The organism is Pantoea agglomerans, assembly GCF_020149765.1.
Lineage (GTDB): Bacteria > Pseudomonadota > Gammaproteobacteria > Enterobacterales > Enterobacteriaceae > Pantoea > Pantoea alvi.
The window spans coordinates 372,093-389,350 of sequence record NZ_CP083809.1; the positions used below are offsets into that span (position 1 = coordinate 372,093).

Sequence of the window (17,258 nt, forward strand, 5' to 3'; positions counted from 1 at the left end):
GATGAGAATGCGCTGAAAAGCTGAACGACCAGGGTTAACCGTTGTCTGGTACGGATATACTTGCTCATCGTATGCAGCAGCACTGCTGCATAGCGGAAATTATGTTATTTTGCTCGCGCTTGCGTCAGGCGCGGTGCTGGGCGGCGTAAACGGGTCATTACCGCAGCGAACGGGCACAGGGATGCGATTAACCACGAAACTATCTGCGTTTATTACATTTTTAAGCTTACTGGCAATGTTTTTGATGCTGGTGGGCTGCGCTTTTAGCGTTTACTGGCTAACCCATCAGCGTGTAGAAGGACGCGTGCAGACGCTGGCGACCGAAGTGGATCAGGCGCTGCTGAAGCAGCCGGCAGAGAATCTGCGCAACTGGCTGCCGCACACCATGACGGTAATGAATACCGAGCGGATCGAGCTGCGCAACGGCGACAGGATCCGGTTTCGTCTCAGCCGCCATGAAAACCCGATGCTGGAAGATGAAACCAACCGCTTTATTCAGTTCGACGTGCCGCTGCTCCATCAGCCAGGCCTGACGATGCGCGTCGTCGTGCTCGATCCCGCTAAAACCTGGTTCCAGTCTTTTACCGGCGTCTATACCCTGGCGGCGATCCTCTTTGTGGTGCTGGTGATGAGCCTGCTGCTTTTTATGATGCACTGCTGGCTTCACCGCCAGTGGCGCGGCATGGAGCGGCTGGAAAAGCGCGCCGAGGCGATCCTCGCGGGGGAGCGCAGCCCGCTGCGCAAAGGTGATATCGATGAGTGGCCGCCGCGCGCCAGCCGCGCAATCGACGTGCTGCTGAGCGATCTCCAGGAGGCGGGCGAGCAGCGCCTGCGCATCGATACGCTAATTCGCGCCTTCGCCGCGCAGGACAGCCGCACCGGACTCAACAACCGGCTCTTCTTTGACAATCAGCTGGCGACGCTGCTGGAAGATCAGGAGGATGTCGGCACGCACGGCGTGGTGATGATGGTGCGCCTGCCCGATCTCGATATGCTCAATGAGACGCTGGGGCCAGCGCTGGTGGATGAGTATCTCTACGATCTGGTCAATATGCTCTCTACCTTTGTGCTGCGCTATCCCGGCGCGCTGCTGGCCCGCTACTTTCGCAGCGACTTTGCGGTGCTGCTGCCGCACCGCAGCCTGAAAGAGGCTAACAGCATCGCGGATCAGCTGATTAACGCGGTCGACTCGCTGCCGCCGATGCGCATGGTGAACCGCGACGATCTGATTCATATCGGCATCAGCGCCTGGCATAGCGGGCAGAGCGTGGCGCAGGTTATGGACAACGTTGAGATGGCGACGCGGCGGGCGACGCTGCTGGGCGGCAACAACTGGTCTAACGGCGAAGGCAATCCGCTCGACGCCGGACGCGGCAGCGTGCGCTGGCGTACGCTGCTGGAAAACACCCTGAGCCGCGGCGGGCCGCGCCTCTACCAGAAACCGGCGGTGCTGCTGGACGGCAGCGTGCATCACCGCGAGCTGCTGATGCGTATCTTTGACGGCGATAAAGAGGTGCTGGCAGCGGAGTTTATGCCGCTGGTGCTGCAGTTCGGCATGGCGGACAGCTGGGATCGCCAGCTGATCACGCGTATTGCCGCCCTTTCTGACGTCTGGCCCGATGAAACCCTGGCGCTGCCGATCAATATCGACTCGCTGCTGCAGCGCCCCTTCGTCAACTGGCTGCAGAATATGCTGCTGCAGTGCACTAAGTCGCAAAGAAAACGATTTTTATTTGAACTTGCTGAGGCAGATGTTTGTCAACACATCAACCGCTTAGCGCCGGTGTTCCGCGCGCTGCAGGCGTTTGGCTGCCGTATCGCCGTCGATCAGGCAGGGTTAACCGTGGTGAGTAGCGCCTATATCCGGCAATTCCCCATCGATTTAATCAAGCTCGATCCCGGCCTGGTGCGCAATATCGACCGGCGTACCGAAAATCAGCTGTTTGTGCAGAGCCTGCTGGAGGTGTGCAAATCCGCCCAGACGCAGGTGTTTGCGACGGGGATACGCACGCATGCGGAATGGCAGACGTTGATCGGTCTGGGCGTGTCGGGCGGGCAGGGCGATCTCTTTGCGCCGTCGCTGCCGGTAAACAGTAATGTGAAAAAGTATTCACAACGCTATCATATTTAGCCATTTCCGGGGGCAGCCGCTCAAAGCCCAATCCGGGCGGCAGGAAGAGGCGGCGGCATAGCCAATATCCTGTGGCGGAAATGTTAGATTTTATGTCGAACGAGCGCGCCGTAACGGGCGCCTGGAGCCAGTAAAACGGGTGAATACCGCTGTTTTGCACCCGTCAGTTCTCGTTGACCATCGTATAAAGCCAAATTGGTCTATTTTTTCACCGAAGCAGAACGTTTTTGCGCCTTGTGGCGGCTTCGCGTGGTTGGTAAAGTAAGCGGATTTTATTTTCCGCCCCCAGCTTGCAGGATTATCCTTTAGATATGTTTAAAAAATTTCGTGGCATGTTTTCCAATGACTTGTCCATTGACCTGGGTACCGCGAATACCCTGATTTATGTAAAAGGACAAGGCATCGTGCTGAACGAGCCTTCCGTGGTTGCCATTCGCCAGGACCGTGCCGGTTCCCCAAAGAGCGTGGCGGCCGTTGGCCATGATGCAAAACAGATGCTCGGCCGTACGCCAGGTAATATTGCAGCGATTCGCCCGATGAAAGATGGCGTGATCGCGGACTTTTTCGTTACTGAAAAAATGCTGCAGCACTTTATCAAACAGGTGCATAGCAACAGCTTTATGCGTCCTAGCCCGCGCGTGCTGGTGTGCGTGCCGGTTGGCGCGACCCAGGTCGAGCGTCGCGCTATCCGTGAATCCGCGCAGGGTGCGGGCGCGCGTGAAGTCTTCCTGATCGAAGAGCCGATGGCGGCCGCGATCGGCGCAGGCCTGCCGGTTTCAGAAGCGACCGGCTCTATGGTGGTCGATATCGGCGGCGGCACCACCGAGGTGGCGGTTATCTCCCTGAACGGCGTGGTTTACTCCTCGTCGGTCCGTATCGGCGGCGATCGCTTCGACGAAGCGATTATCAACTATGTGCGCCGCAACTACGGCTCGCTGATCGGCGAAGCGACGGCAGAGCGTATCAAGCATGAGATCGGCTCCGCCTATCCGGGCGACGAAGTGCGCGAAATCGAAGTGCGCGGCCGTAATCTCGCGGAAGGGGTGCCGCGCGGCTTTACGCTGAACTCTAATGAAATTCTTGAAGCGCTGCAGGAGCCGTTGACCGGCATCGTGAGCGCGGTAATGGTCGCACTGGAGCAGTGTCCGCCGGAACTGGCGTCGGACATCTCCGAACGCGGCATGGTGCTGACCGGCGGCGGCGCGCTGCTGCGCAACCTGGATCGTCTGCTGATGGAAGAGACCGGCATTCCGGTGGTCGTCGCAGAAGATCCGCTGACCTGCGTGGCGCGCGGTGGCGGTAAAGCGCTGGAAATGATCGACATGCATGGCGGCGATTTGTTCAGCGAAGAATAATCGCCTCAATCGGCTGAGACCTGAATCGAAATGCGCAGGGAGTCGCGTGTAAGCTGACGCCGTGCGCGTCGGCGTCAGACGTCCAGCCCAGGGAAGTACGGCGATGGCCGTACTTCCTTACCTGTTGTCGAGGAACACGCAGAATATATGAAGCCGATTTTTAGCAGGGGGCCTTCCCTGCAGTTGCGCCTGTTTTTGGCGGTGATAGTAGCCATCGCGATTATCGTCGCTGACAGCCGCCTGGGTTCGTTTACCCAAATCCGCAACTATCTGGACACATCGGTCAGTCCGTTTTATTTCCTGGCCAACGGCCCGCGTCAGATTCTTGACGGCATTTCCGGTTCGCTGGCGTCGCGCCAGCAGCTTGAGCTGGAAAATAAAGCCCTGCGCCGCGAGCTTTTCCTGAAAAACAGCGACCTGCTGATGCTGGGGCAATATAAGCAGGAGAACGCACGCCTGCGCGAACTGCTGGGTTCGCCGCTGCGTCAGGATGAGCACAAAATGGTGACTCAGGTGATCTCGACCGGCACCGATCCCTACACCGATCAGGTGGTGATCGACAAAGGCAGCGTCAACGGCGTTTACGAAGGCCAGCCGGTCATCAGCGACAAAGGCGTTGTCGGACAGGTTATCGCCGTCGGCCAGGTGACCAGCCGCGTTCTGCTGATTTGCGACGCGTCGCACGCGCTGCCGATTCAGGTGCTGCGCAACGACATCCGCGTGATCGCAGCAGGCAACGGCTGCACTGAAGATCTGCAGCTGGAGCATCTGCCGGGCAACACCGATATTCGCGTCGGCGATATGCTGGTGACGTCTGGCCTGGGCGGACGATTCCCGGAAGGCTATCCGGTCGCGGTGGTCTCCTCCGTCAAGGTCGATACGCAGCGTGCCTATACCGTGATCCAGGCGCGTCCGACCGCCGGTCTGCAGCGCCTGCGCTATCTGCTGCTGCTGTGGGGCGCGGACAAGAACGGCGATATGCCGATGGCGCCGGATGAAGTACACCGCGTCGCCAACGAACGCCTGATGCAGATGATGCCTCAGGTGCTGCCGCCAGCGGGTGAGATGGGGCCGCCAGCGCCGTCCGCGCAGATGGGGCCGCCAGCGCCCGCCAGCAGCAGCGGCGGGACGCAAAGCGCGCCGGCTAGCGCGCGCGGAGGCCAGCCTTGAGTCGTTACCGCAGCCAGGGTCGTTGGGTTATCTGGCTCTCCTTTCTTGTCGCCCTCGTACTGCAGATCATGCCCTGGCCGGAACAGCTCTATATGTTCCGGCCTTCGTGGATCCTGCTTATCCTGGTTTACTGGGTGCTGGCGCTGCCGCACCGCGTTAACGTCGGCACCGGCTTCGTGCTGGGCGGCGTAATGGATCTGATCGCCGGATCCACCCTCGGCGTGCGCGCGCTGGCGCTCAGCATCATCGCCTATTTGGTCGCCTTTAAATTCCAGCTTTTCCGCAACTTAGCGTTGTGGCAGCAGGCGTTAATGGTTATGGTGCTGTCGCTGGCTGTGGATGTGATTGTTTTCTGGGCGGAGTTTTTAGTGATCAACGTATCATTCCGGCCAGAAATTTTCTGGAGCAGCGTTATCGACGGAATTCTCTGGCCCTGGCTATTCTTATTAATGAGAAAGATTCGTCGTCAGTTCGCTGTTCAGTAAGGAATTTTATGCTATCCCTCTATCTGGCTTCCGGCTCTCCGCGTCGACGTGAGCTGTTGACGCAGCTTGGCCTGTCGTTTGAACGTCTCCATACCGATGTTGAGGAGCGACGCCGCCCTGATGAAGCGGCGGAAAGCTATGTGCGCCGCCTGGCAAATGATAAAGCGCGCGCCGGCGTCGCCGTGGCGGAGCAGGACCTGCCAGTGCTGGGCGCGGATACCATTGTGGTGCTCAACGGCGACGTGCTGGAAAAACCGCGCGACGCCGCCGACGCCGCCAGCATGCTGGCACGGCTCTCCGGGCAGACGCATCAGGTGATGACCGCCGTTGCGCTGGCCGATCGCACGCGCGCCCTCGACTGTTTAGTGACGACAGACGTGACGTTTCGCCTGCTCAGCGCGGCGGAAATCGCCGACTATATTGCGACCGGCGAGCCGATGGACAAAGCTGGCGCATACGGAATTCAGGGCACAGGTGGAAACTTTGTCCGCAAAATTAATGGAAGCTATCACGCGGTTGTCGGATTGCCGTTGGTTGAGACAGGCGAGTTATTCAGCCATTTTCAGTCACTGCGTGCCGTAAGGGGATAACATGACGGCTGAATTACTGGTCAACGTCACGCCTTCCGAGACGCGCGTTGCCTATATCGACGGCGGCATTCTGCAGGAAATACATATCGAGCGCGAAGCGCGGCGCGGCATTGTCGGCAATATCTATAAAGGACGCGTCAGTCGCGTACTGCCGGGCATGCAGGCGGCCTTTGTCGACATCGGCCTGGATAAAGCCGCCTTTTTGCACGCCTCCGATATCATGCCGCACACCGAGTGCGTCGCCGGCGATGAGAAGAAAAACTTTATCGTGCGCGATATCGCCGAGCTGGTGCGGCAGGGGCAGGATCTGATGGTGCAGGTGGTGAAAGATCCCCTCGGCACCAAAGGCGCGCGCCTCACCACCGACATCACGCTGCCGTCGCGCTACCTGGTCTTTATGCCGGGCGCCTCGCACGTTGGCGTCTCTCAGCGTATCGAAAGCGAACGTGAACGCGAGCGGCTGAAGGCGGTGGTAGCGGATTACTGCGACGATCTCGGCGGCTTTATTATTCGCACCGCGGCGGAAGGCATCGGCGAAGAGGAGCTGGCGCAGGACGCCGCCTTCCTGAAGCGCCTCTGGACTAAAGTCACCGAGCGGAAAAAACGCAACCAGACCCGCTGCCTGCTCTATGGCGAGCTGGCGCTGGCGCAGCGCATTCTGCGTGATTTCGCCGGCGCGGCGCTCGATCGCATCCGGGTCGACTCCCGTCTCACCTGCGAGCTGCTGGTGGAATTTACGCGTGAATACATTCCAGAAATGGCCGACAAGCTGGAGCTTTACGCCGGTAAACAGCCGATTTTCGATCTTTTCGACGTCGAGAACGAAATTCAGCGCTCGCTGGATCGCAAGGTCGAGCTTAAGTCAGGCGGCTATCTGATCATCGATCAGACCGAGGCGATGACCACCATCGACATCAATACCGGCGCCTTTGTCGGCCATCGCAATCTCGACGAAACCATCTTTAACACTAACGTTGAGGCGACGCAGGCGATTGCGCGCCAGCTGCGGCTGCGCAATCTCGGCGGCATCATCATTATCGACTTTATCGATATGAACAACGAAGAGCATCGCCGCCGCGTGCTGCATTCGCTGGAGGCGGCGCTGAGCAAGGATCGGGTGAAAACCGGCATTCACGGCTTCTCGGCGCTGGGGCTGGTTGAAATGACGCGCAAGCGCACGCGCGAAAGCATTGAGCACGTGCTGTGCGAGGATTGCCCGGTCTGCAAAGGGCGCGGCACGCTGAAGACCGTGGAAACAGTCTGCTACGAGATCATGCGTGAAATCGTGCGCGTCCACCACGCGTACGACTCCGATCGTTTTCTGGTCTATGTCTCGCCGGCAGTGGGCGAAGCGCTGAAAAGCGATGAGTCACACGCGCTGGCAGAGGTAGAGATTTTCGTCGGCAAACAGGTCAAGGTGCATATTGAGCCACTCTATACCCAGGAGCAGTTCGACGTCGTCATGATGTAAGCCCTCGCTTCCGGCGACTCGCTCGTCGGCGGACTAAAAAAGCGGCCTTGCTTAGGTTAAAATGCGCATTCATACCGATGATTGTCTGGCGACGGTTGAGTATGAGAGATAACCATCCGTCAAATGCGGAAGACAAGGAGAGGTGTGTGAGGCAGCTGCCGAGGATTGTGTTACTGCTGGTTGCGACCGTGATTGTGATCGTGGCGCTGCTGGTCAGCGGGCTGCGTCTGGCGATGCCGCATCTCGACAGCTACCGCAGCGACATTCTGTCAACGCTGTCGCGCGCCAGCGGCATAAAGATTACCGCCGACGCCCTGAGCGGCCGCTGGGAAACCTTCGGCCCGACGCTGCAGATCCGCGATCTGCGCGTTGATATGCAGGAGAACGGCAGGCTCGATATCGCGCGCGTCACGCTGGCGCTGGATGTCTGGCAGTCACTGCTTCACTGGCGCTGGCAGTTCCGCGATCTCACCTTCTGGCAGCTGCGCCTCGACAGCAACCGTCCGCTCTTCTCCAGCGATAAAGAGAAAAACAGCTTCAGGCCTGGCCGCATCAACGAACTCTTCCTGCGTCAGTTCGACCACTTCGACCTGCGCGACAGCTCCATCTTTTTCCGCACCCCTTCCGGCCAGCGCGCGGAGCTGGCGATCCCGAAACTCACCTGGCTAAACGAAAAGAACCGCCACCGCGCAGAGGGCGAAGTAAGCCTCTCCAGCTTTACCGGCCAGCACGGCGTGGTGCAGGTGCGGCTCGACCTGAACGATAGCGAAGGCTTACTCAACGACGGCCGCATCTGGATGCAGGCGGACGACGTCGACGTGCGGCCGTGGCTGGGGCGCTGGATGCGCGACAATACGCGGCTCGACAGCGCGCGTTTTAGCCTGGCGGCCTGGGTCAGCCTGCGCGAAGGGGAACTCTACGCGGGCGATCTGCTGCTGCACAAGGGCGGCGCGAACTGGCAGAGCGAGGAGGGCGCGCATCACCTGCAGGTAGACGGCCTGACCGCGCATCTCTCGCGTTATCAAAACGGCTGGATGGTCAGCGTGCCGCAGACGCGTCTCAGCACCGACGGCGAGGCCTGGCCAGCCGGGCACTTCGCGCTGCTGTGGCGTCCGCAGGATAAGCAGCTGCTCGGCCCCGAACATCAGGGCGAAGTGCGGGTCAGGGCGACGCAGCTGGTATTGAACCGCATTGCGCCGCTGGTGCCGCTCTTCGCGCCGCTGTCGCCGTCGCTGTTTGAAAACTGGCGCGCGCTCCAGCCGCAGGGCACCATAGAGGGGCTGGCGCTGGATATTCCGCTGGAGCAGCCGGATCAGACGCGGATGCAGGTCAAATGGCGCGACTTCCGCTGGCAGCCCTGGCAGCTGCTGCCGGGCGTCAGCAACCTTAGCGGCGAGGCGCGCGGCAGCCTGAGCAACGGCCAGGTCAACGTCGAGATGGGCCGCACTGACGTGCCCTATAGCGCCATGTTCAACGCGCCGCTGGAGATCCACCAGCTGCACGGATCGCTGAGCTGGCTGCGCGACGCAAACGGATTAACGCTCGACGGCCGCGATCTCGATGTGCAGGCGCGCTCGCTCTGGGCGCGCGGCGATTTTCGCTATCAGCAGAATTCTGGACGCGAGCCGCGCCTCGACATTCTCGCCGGCATTCGCGTAACCGACGCGGGCGACGCCTGGCGCTACTTCCCGCAGCCGCTAATGGGCAAGGCGCTAACGCGCTATCTGAGCGGCGCCATCAAAGGTGGCCAGGTCGATAACGCCACGCTGCTGTTCGCCGGCAACCCAAAACTCTTCCCGTTCCGTCATAACGACGGCATGTTTCAGGTATGGGTGCCGCTGCATCAGGCGACCTACGCGTTTCAGCCCAACTGGCCTGACGTGACGAAGTTCGATATCGATCTCGACTTTATCAACGACGGACTCTGGATGCGGGCGCCGCGCTTCAGGCTGGGCGAGGTAGAGGTCAGCGACTTTAGCGCAGCCATCCCGGACTATCTGAAAGAGAAGCTGCTGATCGACGGCGATATCAGCGGCAACGGCGACCAGATCGCCCACTACTTCCAGGATACGCCGCTGAAGAAGTCGCTGGGCGCGGCGCTGGAGCAGCTGGAGATAAAGGGAAAAACTCAGGGGCACCTGAAGCTTGATATTCCCCTCGACGGCGAGCTGGTTCACGCCAGCGGCAACGTGGATCTCAACAATAACGCTTTGCATATCAAGCCGCTCGACACCACGCTGGAAAACCTCAGCGGCCGCTTCCGCTTCAACAACGGCAATCTGGACAGCGATACGCTGCGCGCCAGCTGGTTCGGCCAGCCGGTGAACGTCAGCTTTAGCACCAAAGAGAATCCACAGGACTTCGGCGTCAACATCAGGCTCGACGGCGACTGGCAACCGGCGAAGCTCTCGCAGGTGCCTGCCCAGATCGCCAGCCAGCTCAGCGGTCATCTGCCGTGGCAGGGCAACGTAAATATCCAGCTGCCGCATCAGGGCGGGGCGCACTATGACATTGAGCTGAAAGGCGATGCGAAAGAAGTAAGCAGTCGCTTACCTTCACCGCTCAATAAGGCAAGCGGCGAAGCGATGCCCATCGCGGTCAACGCCAGCGGCGATTTGCAACAGTTCGAACTCAGCGGCAGCGTGGCGAATCGCCATCGCTTCAACAGCCGCTGGCTGCTTGAGCCGCAGCTGCGCGTCGATCGCGGCATCTGGCTGAACGATGCCCACAGCAAGCCCGCCTTGCCGGATCGCGCGGGTATGGTATTGAATTTGCCTGCGCTGGACGGAGAAGCCTGGGCCGGGCTGATGATGGCGGGCGGCGCCTCTCAGGGCGGCGGCGCGAACGAGATGGGCGGCGTGGCCCTGCCGGGCGACGTGACCTTGCGCAGCCCGGCGGTCACGCTGGCGGGGCAGCAGTGGCATGATATTGACGCGACGCTTGCGCAAGGCGACAAGGGGAGCAGCAGCGTCACTATTAAAGGGCGCGAAATTCGCGGCACGCTGGCGATGGCGCAGAGTGCCCCATGGCGCGTGGCGCTCGACTATCTTTATTACAATCCCGAATGGCAAAGCGGCGGCGACAGCGGCGCGGCGCGCCAGCAGCAGGCGAGTAAAATCGACTTTAGCCGCTGGCCGGCGCTGCAGTTGAGCTGCGCCGAGTGCTGGCTGCGCGGCCAGAAATTCGGCCGTATACAGGCGCAGGTGGCGCCGAAAGGTGATACGTTAGCACTCACTAATGGTCTGGTGGATACCGGCAGCTCGCGTCTTAAGGTCTCCGGCGAATGGGTCAACAGCCCCGACGCGCCGCGCACCTCCCTGAAGGGGACGCTGAGCGGCAGCAATATCAACAACGCCACCAACTGGTTTGGCGTTAACACCCCGCTGCGCGACGCATCGTTCAGGGTTGATTACGATCTGCACTGGCGTTCGGCGCCGTGGCAGCCGTCGGAAGAGACGCTGAGCGGCACGCTGAAAACCCATTTTGGCAAAGGGCAGATCGCCGACGTCAATACCGGCGCCGCGGGCCAGCTGCTGCGCCTGATGAGCTTCGACGCCCTGCTGCGCAAGCTGCGTTTCGATTTTAGCGATACCTTTAACAATGACGGCTTCTACTTCGACTCAATCAATGGCACCGCATGGATTGAAAATGGCGTGATGCGCACCGATAACCTGCTGGTAGATGGCCTGGAGGCGGATATCGCCATGCAGGGCAAGGTGGATTTAGTGAAGCGCAATATCGATATGGAAGCCGTGGTTGCGCCAGAGATCTCCGCCTCCGTCGGCGTAGCGACCGCTTTTGTGATCAACCCGGTGGTGGGTGCGGCGGTCTTCGCGGCGAGCAAAGTGCTGGGGCCGCTGTGGAATAAAATCTCGCTGCTGCGTTATCACATCGACGGCCCGCTGGATAAGCCGCAAATCAACGAAGTGCTGCGCAAACCGCGCGAAGAAGAGAAGAAGTGAATTTGACGCCGTCGGGGAATTGCCGCAGGCTAGTAAAATCGACGTTATTAGCGCAGGGCCAATGGGCCCTGACGCAGAATGCGTGTCACACCCTCATTATCCGAGCATAAAACGAGCGAGATACGATGACTCTGAATCTGGTAAGTGAGCAGTTGCTAACTGCTAACAATATTAATCAGCAGGACCTGTTTTCCCTGTTAGGGCAGCTTTCAGAACGTCGTCTGGATTATGCCGATCTCTACTTTCAGTCCAGCTTCCATGAATCCTGGGTGCTGGAAGACAAGATTATCAAAGATGGCTCCTGGCATATCGACCAGGGCGTCGGCGTGCGCGCCGTCAGCGGTGAAAAAACCGGCTTCGCCTATGCGGACCAGATTACCCTGAACGCGCTGCGCCAGTCAGCAGAAGCGGCGCGCAGCATCGTACGCGAGCAGGGTAACGGCAAGGCGCATACGCTCTCTAACGTTATGCACCGCGCGCTGTATCAGCCGCTTAACCCGCTCGACAGCCTGACGCGCGAAGATAAAATCGCCCTGCTGCAGCGCGTAGACAAAGTGGCGCGCGCCGCAGACGCCCGCGTGCAGGAGGTTAATGCCAGCCTGAGCGGCGTCTACGAGCAGGTGCTGGTGGCGGCGACCGACGGCACGCTGGCAACGGACGTGCGTCCGCTGGTGCGTCTCTCCGTCAGCGTGCTGGTGGAGGATCAGGGCAAACGCGAGCGCGGCTCTAGCGGCGGCGGTGCGCGTGTCGGCTACGAATTCTTCCTTGCCGATGAAAACGGCGACGTGCGCGCCGACGCCTGGGCGAAAGAGGCGGTGCGTATGGCGCTGGTCAATCTCTCCGCCGTCGCCGCGCCGGCAGGCACCCTGCCGGTCGTGCTGGGTGCAGGCTGGCCGGGCGTGCTGCTGCATGAAGCGGTCGGTCACGGGCTGGAAGGCGACTTCAACCGCCGCGAAACCTCGGTATTCAGCGGCAAAATGGGCCAGCTGGTGGCGTCTGAACTCTGCACCGTGGTGGATGACGGCACCCTCGAAGGGCTGCGCGGATCGCTGGCGGTGGATGATGAAGGCGTGCCGGGCCAGTACAACGTGCTGATCGAAAACGGCGTGCTGAAAGGCTATATGCAGGACAAGCTCAACGCGCGTCTGATGGGCGTCGCGCCGACCGGCAACGGCCGCCGCGAGTCCTATGCGCATCTGCCGATGCCGCGTATGACCAACACCTATATGCTGGCAGGTAAATCGACGCCGCAGGAGATTATCGAAAGCGTCGAGTACGGCATCTACGCGCCTAACTTCGGCGGCGGGCAGGTCGATATCACCTCCGGCAAATTTGTCTTCTCTACCTCGGAAGCCTATCTGATTGAGAACGGCAAGGTGACGAAGCCGGTGAAAGGCGCCACGCTGATCGGCTCCGGCATTGAGGCGATGCAGCAAATCTCGATGGTCGGCAACGATCTGGCGCTGGATAAAGGCGTCGGCGTATGCGGCAAAGAGGGACAGAGCGTGCCGGTCGGCGTCGGTCAGCCGACGCTGAAGCTGGATAAACTCACCGTCGGCGGCACCGCCTGATCGCCAGCGATCGCTGAACGCAGGCGGCAGAGCGCACGCCGCGCAGAAGCCTTTGGCAGGGATGCCGGGCTGTGCGCCTCGCTCGCTCTCTGCCTGCTGCGGCACAGCCCCCTAGCTGGCGCGATGCTGCTGATACTGCTCCGCCACCTGCTGGAAATATTCCGTCAGATAGTCGATGCACACCTGCACCTTCAGCGGCAGCTTATCCTTTTCGGTATAGAGCGCATAAACCGGACGCGGATCGGACTGATACTGCGGAAAAAGGATATCGATCTCTCCTGCGTTAATCTCTTCAATCACCCACATCATCGGCACATAGGCGATGCCGTTCCCCGCCTTTAACCAGCGGATCAGCGTCAGCGAGTCGTTGGTGACAAAGCGGCCCTGCGGCGACAGGCGCGAAACCAGCCCTTCAGGGGCGATCAGCTCGAAATTGTTATCGGGGCGAACGCTGTACTCGAGCCAGGCGAAGTTATCGACGTCGGCTGGCTTTTCCGGCGCGCCGTGCTGCTGTAGATAGCTTTTCGCCGCGCACACCACCATCGGCATCGCGCCGAGACGGCGCGAAAACAGGCTGGAGTCCTTCAGCGCGCCGACGCGAATAACCAGATCGAGCCCGTCGGCGATCAGGTCCGGTGCCGGAATGCCCGCCACCAGATTCACGCTCAGGCCGGGATACTCGCGCAGCATATTGCTGGTCATCTCGGCGAGGACGTTTTGCGCCATGGTCGAGGAGCTGCCGATGCGCAGCGTGCCGATGGGCGTATTATTAAAGGCGTAGAGCTGCTCATGCACCTGCGTCGCCTCAGCCAGCATGCGGCGACAGCCCTGATAGTAGATTTTACCCGCCTCGGTCAGGCCGATGCTGCGCGTGCTGCGGTTAAGCAGCTTAACCTGTAGCTCATCTTCCAGTTTCGCCACAATTTGACTAATAGACGAAACGCTGAGGTGAAGCTGGCGCGCGGCGGCGGTAAATGAACCCAATTCAACCACTTTGGCGAATATGGACATGCCTTTCAGTCGTTCCATTGTTTACTCTGATTAAAAAGTGATTTAGCTCACATTCTGTAGAAAACGTATAGTCAGGCGCGTTACTATATGCGCGCCCGGGTATTTCCCGGTGATTCGCTTTTGCCCGGGAAGGGTTAAGCCGGCCTGCTGTAAAACGTCTGTTTCTGCCCGATGATACGCTATTATTTACTCAGCCGTGGTTCGGATGCTGTCATCCGCCACTCAGCCGTTGCGGCTTGCAGCCGGCAGGCTAAGGATCATCCCGGCAAGGTCGTACTAAGGATCCCTGATGAGTGTGCTTCCGGTTTTTGTCGTGTTTGGGCTCTCTTTCCCGCCCATCTTCATTGAATTAATCGTCTCGCTAATGCTGTTCTGGTTAGTGAAGCGACTGCTGACGCCAAGCGGTATCTACGATCTCGTCTGGCATCCGGCGCTTTTCAACACGGCGCTTTACTGCTGTGTGTTTTACCTGGTATCCCGTCTATTCGTCTGAGGTTTAAGTGAAATCGCTAATAAGAAAAATCGCGCGTTACGCGATTACTATCCTGCTGGTTATCATCGCTGTCGTTATCATCTATCGCGCCTGGGTGTTTTACACCGAGTCGCCGTGGACCCGCGACGCTAAGTTTGCGGCGGATGTCGTGGCTATCTCGCCGGACGTTACGGGCCTGATCACCGACGTGCCTGTGCATGACAACCAGCTGGTGAAAAAGGGCGATACGCTGTTTGTCGTCGATCGTCCGCGCTATCAGAAAGCGCTGGATCAGGCGCAGGCTGACGTCGAGTACTACCAGGCGCTGGTCAGTGAAAAACGTCGCGAAGCGGCGCGGCGCAACAAGCTGGGCACCTCGGCGATGTCGCGCGAAGCGATCGACCAGGCGAACAACGATCTGCAAACCACGGAACATCAGCTGGCGAAATCGATCGCCACGCGTGACCTGGCGAAAATCGATCTCGATCGTACCGCTATCACCGCGCCGTCTGACGGCTGGGTCACTAACCTTAACGTCTACGAAGGCGAATTTATCACCCGCGGTTCCGTCGCGGTGGCGCTGGTGCAGCAGCACTCCTTCTACGTGCTGGCCTATCTGGAAGAGACCAAGCTGCACGGCGTCGAGCCGGGCTATCGCGCGGAAGTCACGCCGCTCGGCAGCAATGTGGTGCTGCGCGGCACCGTCGACAGCGTCGCAGCGGGCGTAACCAACAGCAGCAGCTCGGTCGACAGCAAAGGCATGGCGACCGTGGACTCCAACCTCGAGTGGGTACGCCTGGCGCAGCGCGTGCCGGTGCGCATCCGTCTCGATCGGCAGCCTGGCAACCGCTTCCCGGCGGGCACCACCGCGACCGTTGTGATCACCGGACAGAGCGATCGCGCCGAGACGCAGGTGTCGCCGATGTCGCGTCTTTTCAATCGCCTGCGTGAGTTTGGTTAAGCGGGGACGATATGATCGAGTTCCTGCGTTTCCCGATCAAGCTGGCCTTCGCGCTGGTGGCCGCGCTGATGATCGGCTTTCATCTCAACCTTGAAACGCCTCGCTGGGCGGTGATGACCGCTGGCATCGTTGCCGGCGGCACCGCTTTCGTCGCCGGCGGCGATCCTTACTCCGGCGCGCTGCGCTATCGCGGCGTGCTGCGTATTATCGGCACCTTTATCGGCTGTATCGCTGCGCTGACCATTATGATCGCCACGGTGCGCGCGCCAGTGGTTATGCTGCTGCTGTGCTGCATCTGGGCAGGGGTCTGCGTCTGGCTCTCCTCGCTGATTAAAGTTGAGAACTCCTATGCGCTGGGGCTGGCGGGCTATACCGCACTGATCATCGTGGTGACTGCCGATGCCAACAATGGCCTGACGCTGGTGCCGCAGTTTGCGGTTGAGCGCTGTAGCGAAATTGTGCTGGGCATCCTCTGCGCCATTCTGGCGGATATGATCTTCTCGCCGCGCTCGATTAAAAAGGTGATCGACAGCGAGGTTGATTCGCTGCTGGTGGCGCATTATCGCCTGCTGCAGATCTGCGTGGCGCATGAGGATAAAGAGGAGGTCGACAAGGCGTGGAGCACGCTGGTGCGCCGCACCTCGGCGCTCGGCACCATGCGCGGTCAGCTGATGATGGAGTCGTCGCGCTGGCAAAACGCCAACCGGCGGCTGCAAATGCTTAACACGCTGTCGCTGACCATGATTACCCAGGCGGCGGAAACCTTCCTTATCCAGAATGCGCGCCCCGACTATATTCCCTCGCAGTATCGTCTGCTGCTCGAGAAGAAAGTAGAGAGCGTTGCCGACGTGCATCGGCGTATGAAGGTGATGCGCCGGGTGATTGGCGCCAGCAAAGAGGGCAAAGCGCCCGTGACGCTGGCGAGCTGGGTTGGTGCCGCCACAGAGTATTTGCTGCTGCTGAAAGGCATCAAAAGCAACAGCCGCATCACGACGCTGGAAGAGGGCATTCTCCAGCGCGAAATTGTAATCCAGGCGCGCTCCGCTGAAACCCATCACGCAATGATTAATGGCATCCGCACCTTTGTTGCCACCGCGCTCGGCTCGCTGTTCTGGCTCTATACCGGCTGGACATCGGGCAGCGGTTGTATGGTGATGCTGGCGGTGATCACCGCGCTGGCGATGCGCGTGCCGAATCCGCTGATGATGGCGAAGGATTTTTTCTACGGTATGATTTTTGCGGTGCCGCTCAGCTCGTTCTACTTTATGTACCTGCTGCCCAGCACTCAGCAGAGCGCGCTACTGCTCTGCATCGCCATCGGCCTGCTCGGCTTCATCAGCGGTATTCTGATCCAGCGTCGTCAGCTAGGCACGCTTGGCGCGTTAGCCGGCACGATCAACGTTCTGGTTCTGGATAATCCCATGACCTTCCACCTGAACGTTTTTCTCGACAACGTGCTGGGGCAGATGATCGGCGCTTTCCTGGCGCTGATGGTAATCCTGCTTATCCGCGATAAATCGAAAGCGCGCACCGGACGTAAATTGCTGAACCGCTTTATGTATGCCGCGGTGTCGGCGATGACCACCAACCAGGCGCGCCGCCGCGAAAACCATCTGCCCGCGCTCTATCAACAGCTGTTTATGCTGCTGAACCTGTTCCCCGGCGATATCGATAAATATCGTATCGCCCTGACGCTGATTATCGGCCATCAGCGGCTGCGCAATGCGGACGTGCCGGTTAACGCCGACCTGTCCGCGTTCCATCGGCAGCTGCGCTCGACGGCGGATCGGGTTATCTCGGCGCGCAGCGATGAGAAACGGCGCCACTACTTTGAACAGCTGCTGTCGGAGTTTGAGGTCTATCAGCAGAAGCTGGTGCAGTACGACGCGCCGCTTAGCGTGACCGAGCCGGTGAAGCGCCTTGCCGATATGCTGGGTAAATACCAGCACACCCTTCTTCAAATCTGAATCTGGCCGCTGCCCGGCGCAGCGGCCGCCTCTGTGCCACGCCTTCCCCAAAACGCCCGCTTTTGCCATCTATACTTTTCTCACAGGAAGAGAAACTGACAGGAGCGAACCT

At 59.9% G+C, this 17,258-nt stretch carries 12 protein-coding genes; 11 read left to right on the forward strand and 1 reads right to left on the reverse strand.

Annotation, left to right across the window (positions count from 1 at the left end; all coding sequences use genetic code 11):
• The first annotated feature begins 181 nt into the window (after positions 1-181).
• From csrD to tldD, 8 genes are all read left to right on the forward strand, one after another.
• A complete protein-coding gene (gene csrD / locus LB453_RS04280) occupies positions 182-2,131 on the forward strand; it encodes an RNase E specificity factor CsrD (RefSeq protein WP_103794465.1) in 1,950 nt (649 codons plus the stop codon).
• 311 nt (positions 2,132-2,442) lie between these two features.
• Entirely contained in the window at positions 2,443-3,486 is a 1,044-nt protein-coding gene (gene mreB / locus LB453_RS04285) for a rod shape-determining protein MreB (protein WP_003855260.1), read from the forward strand.
• A 147-nt stretch (positions 3,487-3,633) separates the two neighbouring features.
• Positions 3,634-4,656, forward strand: coding sequence for a rod shape-determining protein MreC (gene mreC, locus LB453_RS04290; protein ID WP_103794466.1), 1,023 nt, complete (start codon positions 3,634-3,636; stop codon positions 4,654-4,656).
• Entirely contained in the window at positions 4,653-5,141 is a 489-nt protein-coding gene (gene mreD, locus LB453_RS04295; protein ID WP_033754780.1) for a rod shape-determining protein MreD, read from the forward strand. Before mreC ends, mreD begins: the two co-directional genes overlap by 4 nt.
• Before the next feature lie 8 nt (positions 5,142-5,149).
• On the forward strand, positions 5,150-5,731 hold the full coding sequence (locus LB453_RS04300; RefSeq protein WP_103794467.1) for a Maf family protein: 582 nt from the start codon (positions 5,150-5,152) through the stop codon (positions 5,729-5,731).
• Position 5,732: 1 nt separating this feature from the next.
• Positions 5,733-7,202, forward strand: coding sequence for a ribonuclease G (gene rng / locus LB453_RS04305; protein ID WP_103794468.1), 1,470 nt, complete (start codon positions 5,733-5,735; stop codon positions 7,200-7,202).
• A 146-nt stretch (positions 7,203-7,348) separates the two neighbouring features.
• Positions 7,349-11,164 (forward strand): AsmA2 domain-containing protein YhdP, encoded by a 3,816-nt coding sequence (gene yhdP, locus LB453_RS04310; RefSeq protein WP_103794469.1) that lies wholly within the window; start codon positions 7,349-7,351, stop codon positions 11,162-11,164.
• A gap of 125 nt (positions 11,165-11,289) precedes the next feature.
• Positions 11,290-12,735, forward strand: coding sequence for a metalloprotease TldD (gene tldD / locus LB453_RS04315; RefSeq protein WP_103794470.1), 1,446 nt, complete (start codon positions 11,290-11,292; stop codon positions 12,733-12,735).
• 111 nt (positions 12,736-12,846) lie between these two features.
• Here tldD and aaeR read toward each other — a convergent pair whose 3' ends face one another.
• The gene (gene aaeR / locus LB453_RS04320; RefSeq protein ID WP_103794471.1) at positions 12,847-13,764 is read right to left on the reverse strand and encodes an HTH-type transcriptional activator AaeR; all 918 of its coding nucleotides are present in this window, start codon (positions 13,762-13,764) and stop codon (positions 12,847-12,849) included.
• 271 nt (positions 13,765-14,035) lie between these two features.
• Here aaeR and aaeX point away from each other — a divergent pair, with 271 nt between their 5' ends.
• The 3 genes from aaeX to aaeB are packed head-to-tail and all read left to right on the forward strand — an operon-like array spanning position 14,036 to position 17,146.
• Positions 14,036-14,239, forward strand: a complete 204-nt coding sequence (gene aaeX, locus LB453_RS04325) for a p-hydroxybenzoic acid efflux pump operon protein AaeX (RefSeq protein ID WP_033754795.1) — start codon at positions 14,036-14,038, stop codon at positions 14,237-14,239.
• A 7-nt stretch (positions 14,240-14,246) separates the two neighbouring features.
• Entirely contained in the window at positions 14,247-15,179 is a 933-nt protein-coding gene (gene aaeA, locus LB453_RS04330) for a p-hydroxybenzoic acid efflux pump subunit AaeA (RefSeq protein ID WP_103794472.1), read from the forward strand.
• An 11-nt stretch (positions 15,180-15,190) separates the two neighbouring features.
• Positions 15,191-17,146 carry a p-hydroxybenzoic acid efflux pump subunit AaeB gene (gene aaeB / locus LB453_RS04335; protein WP_103794473.1) on the forward strand — a complete coding sequence of 652 codons (1,956 nt, stop codon included), beginning with the start codon at positions 15,191-15,193 and terminating at the stop codon, positions 17,144-17,146.
• Positions 17,147-17,258 lie beyond the last annotated feature (112 nt).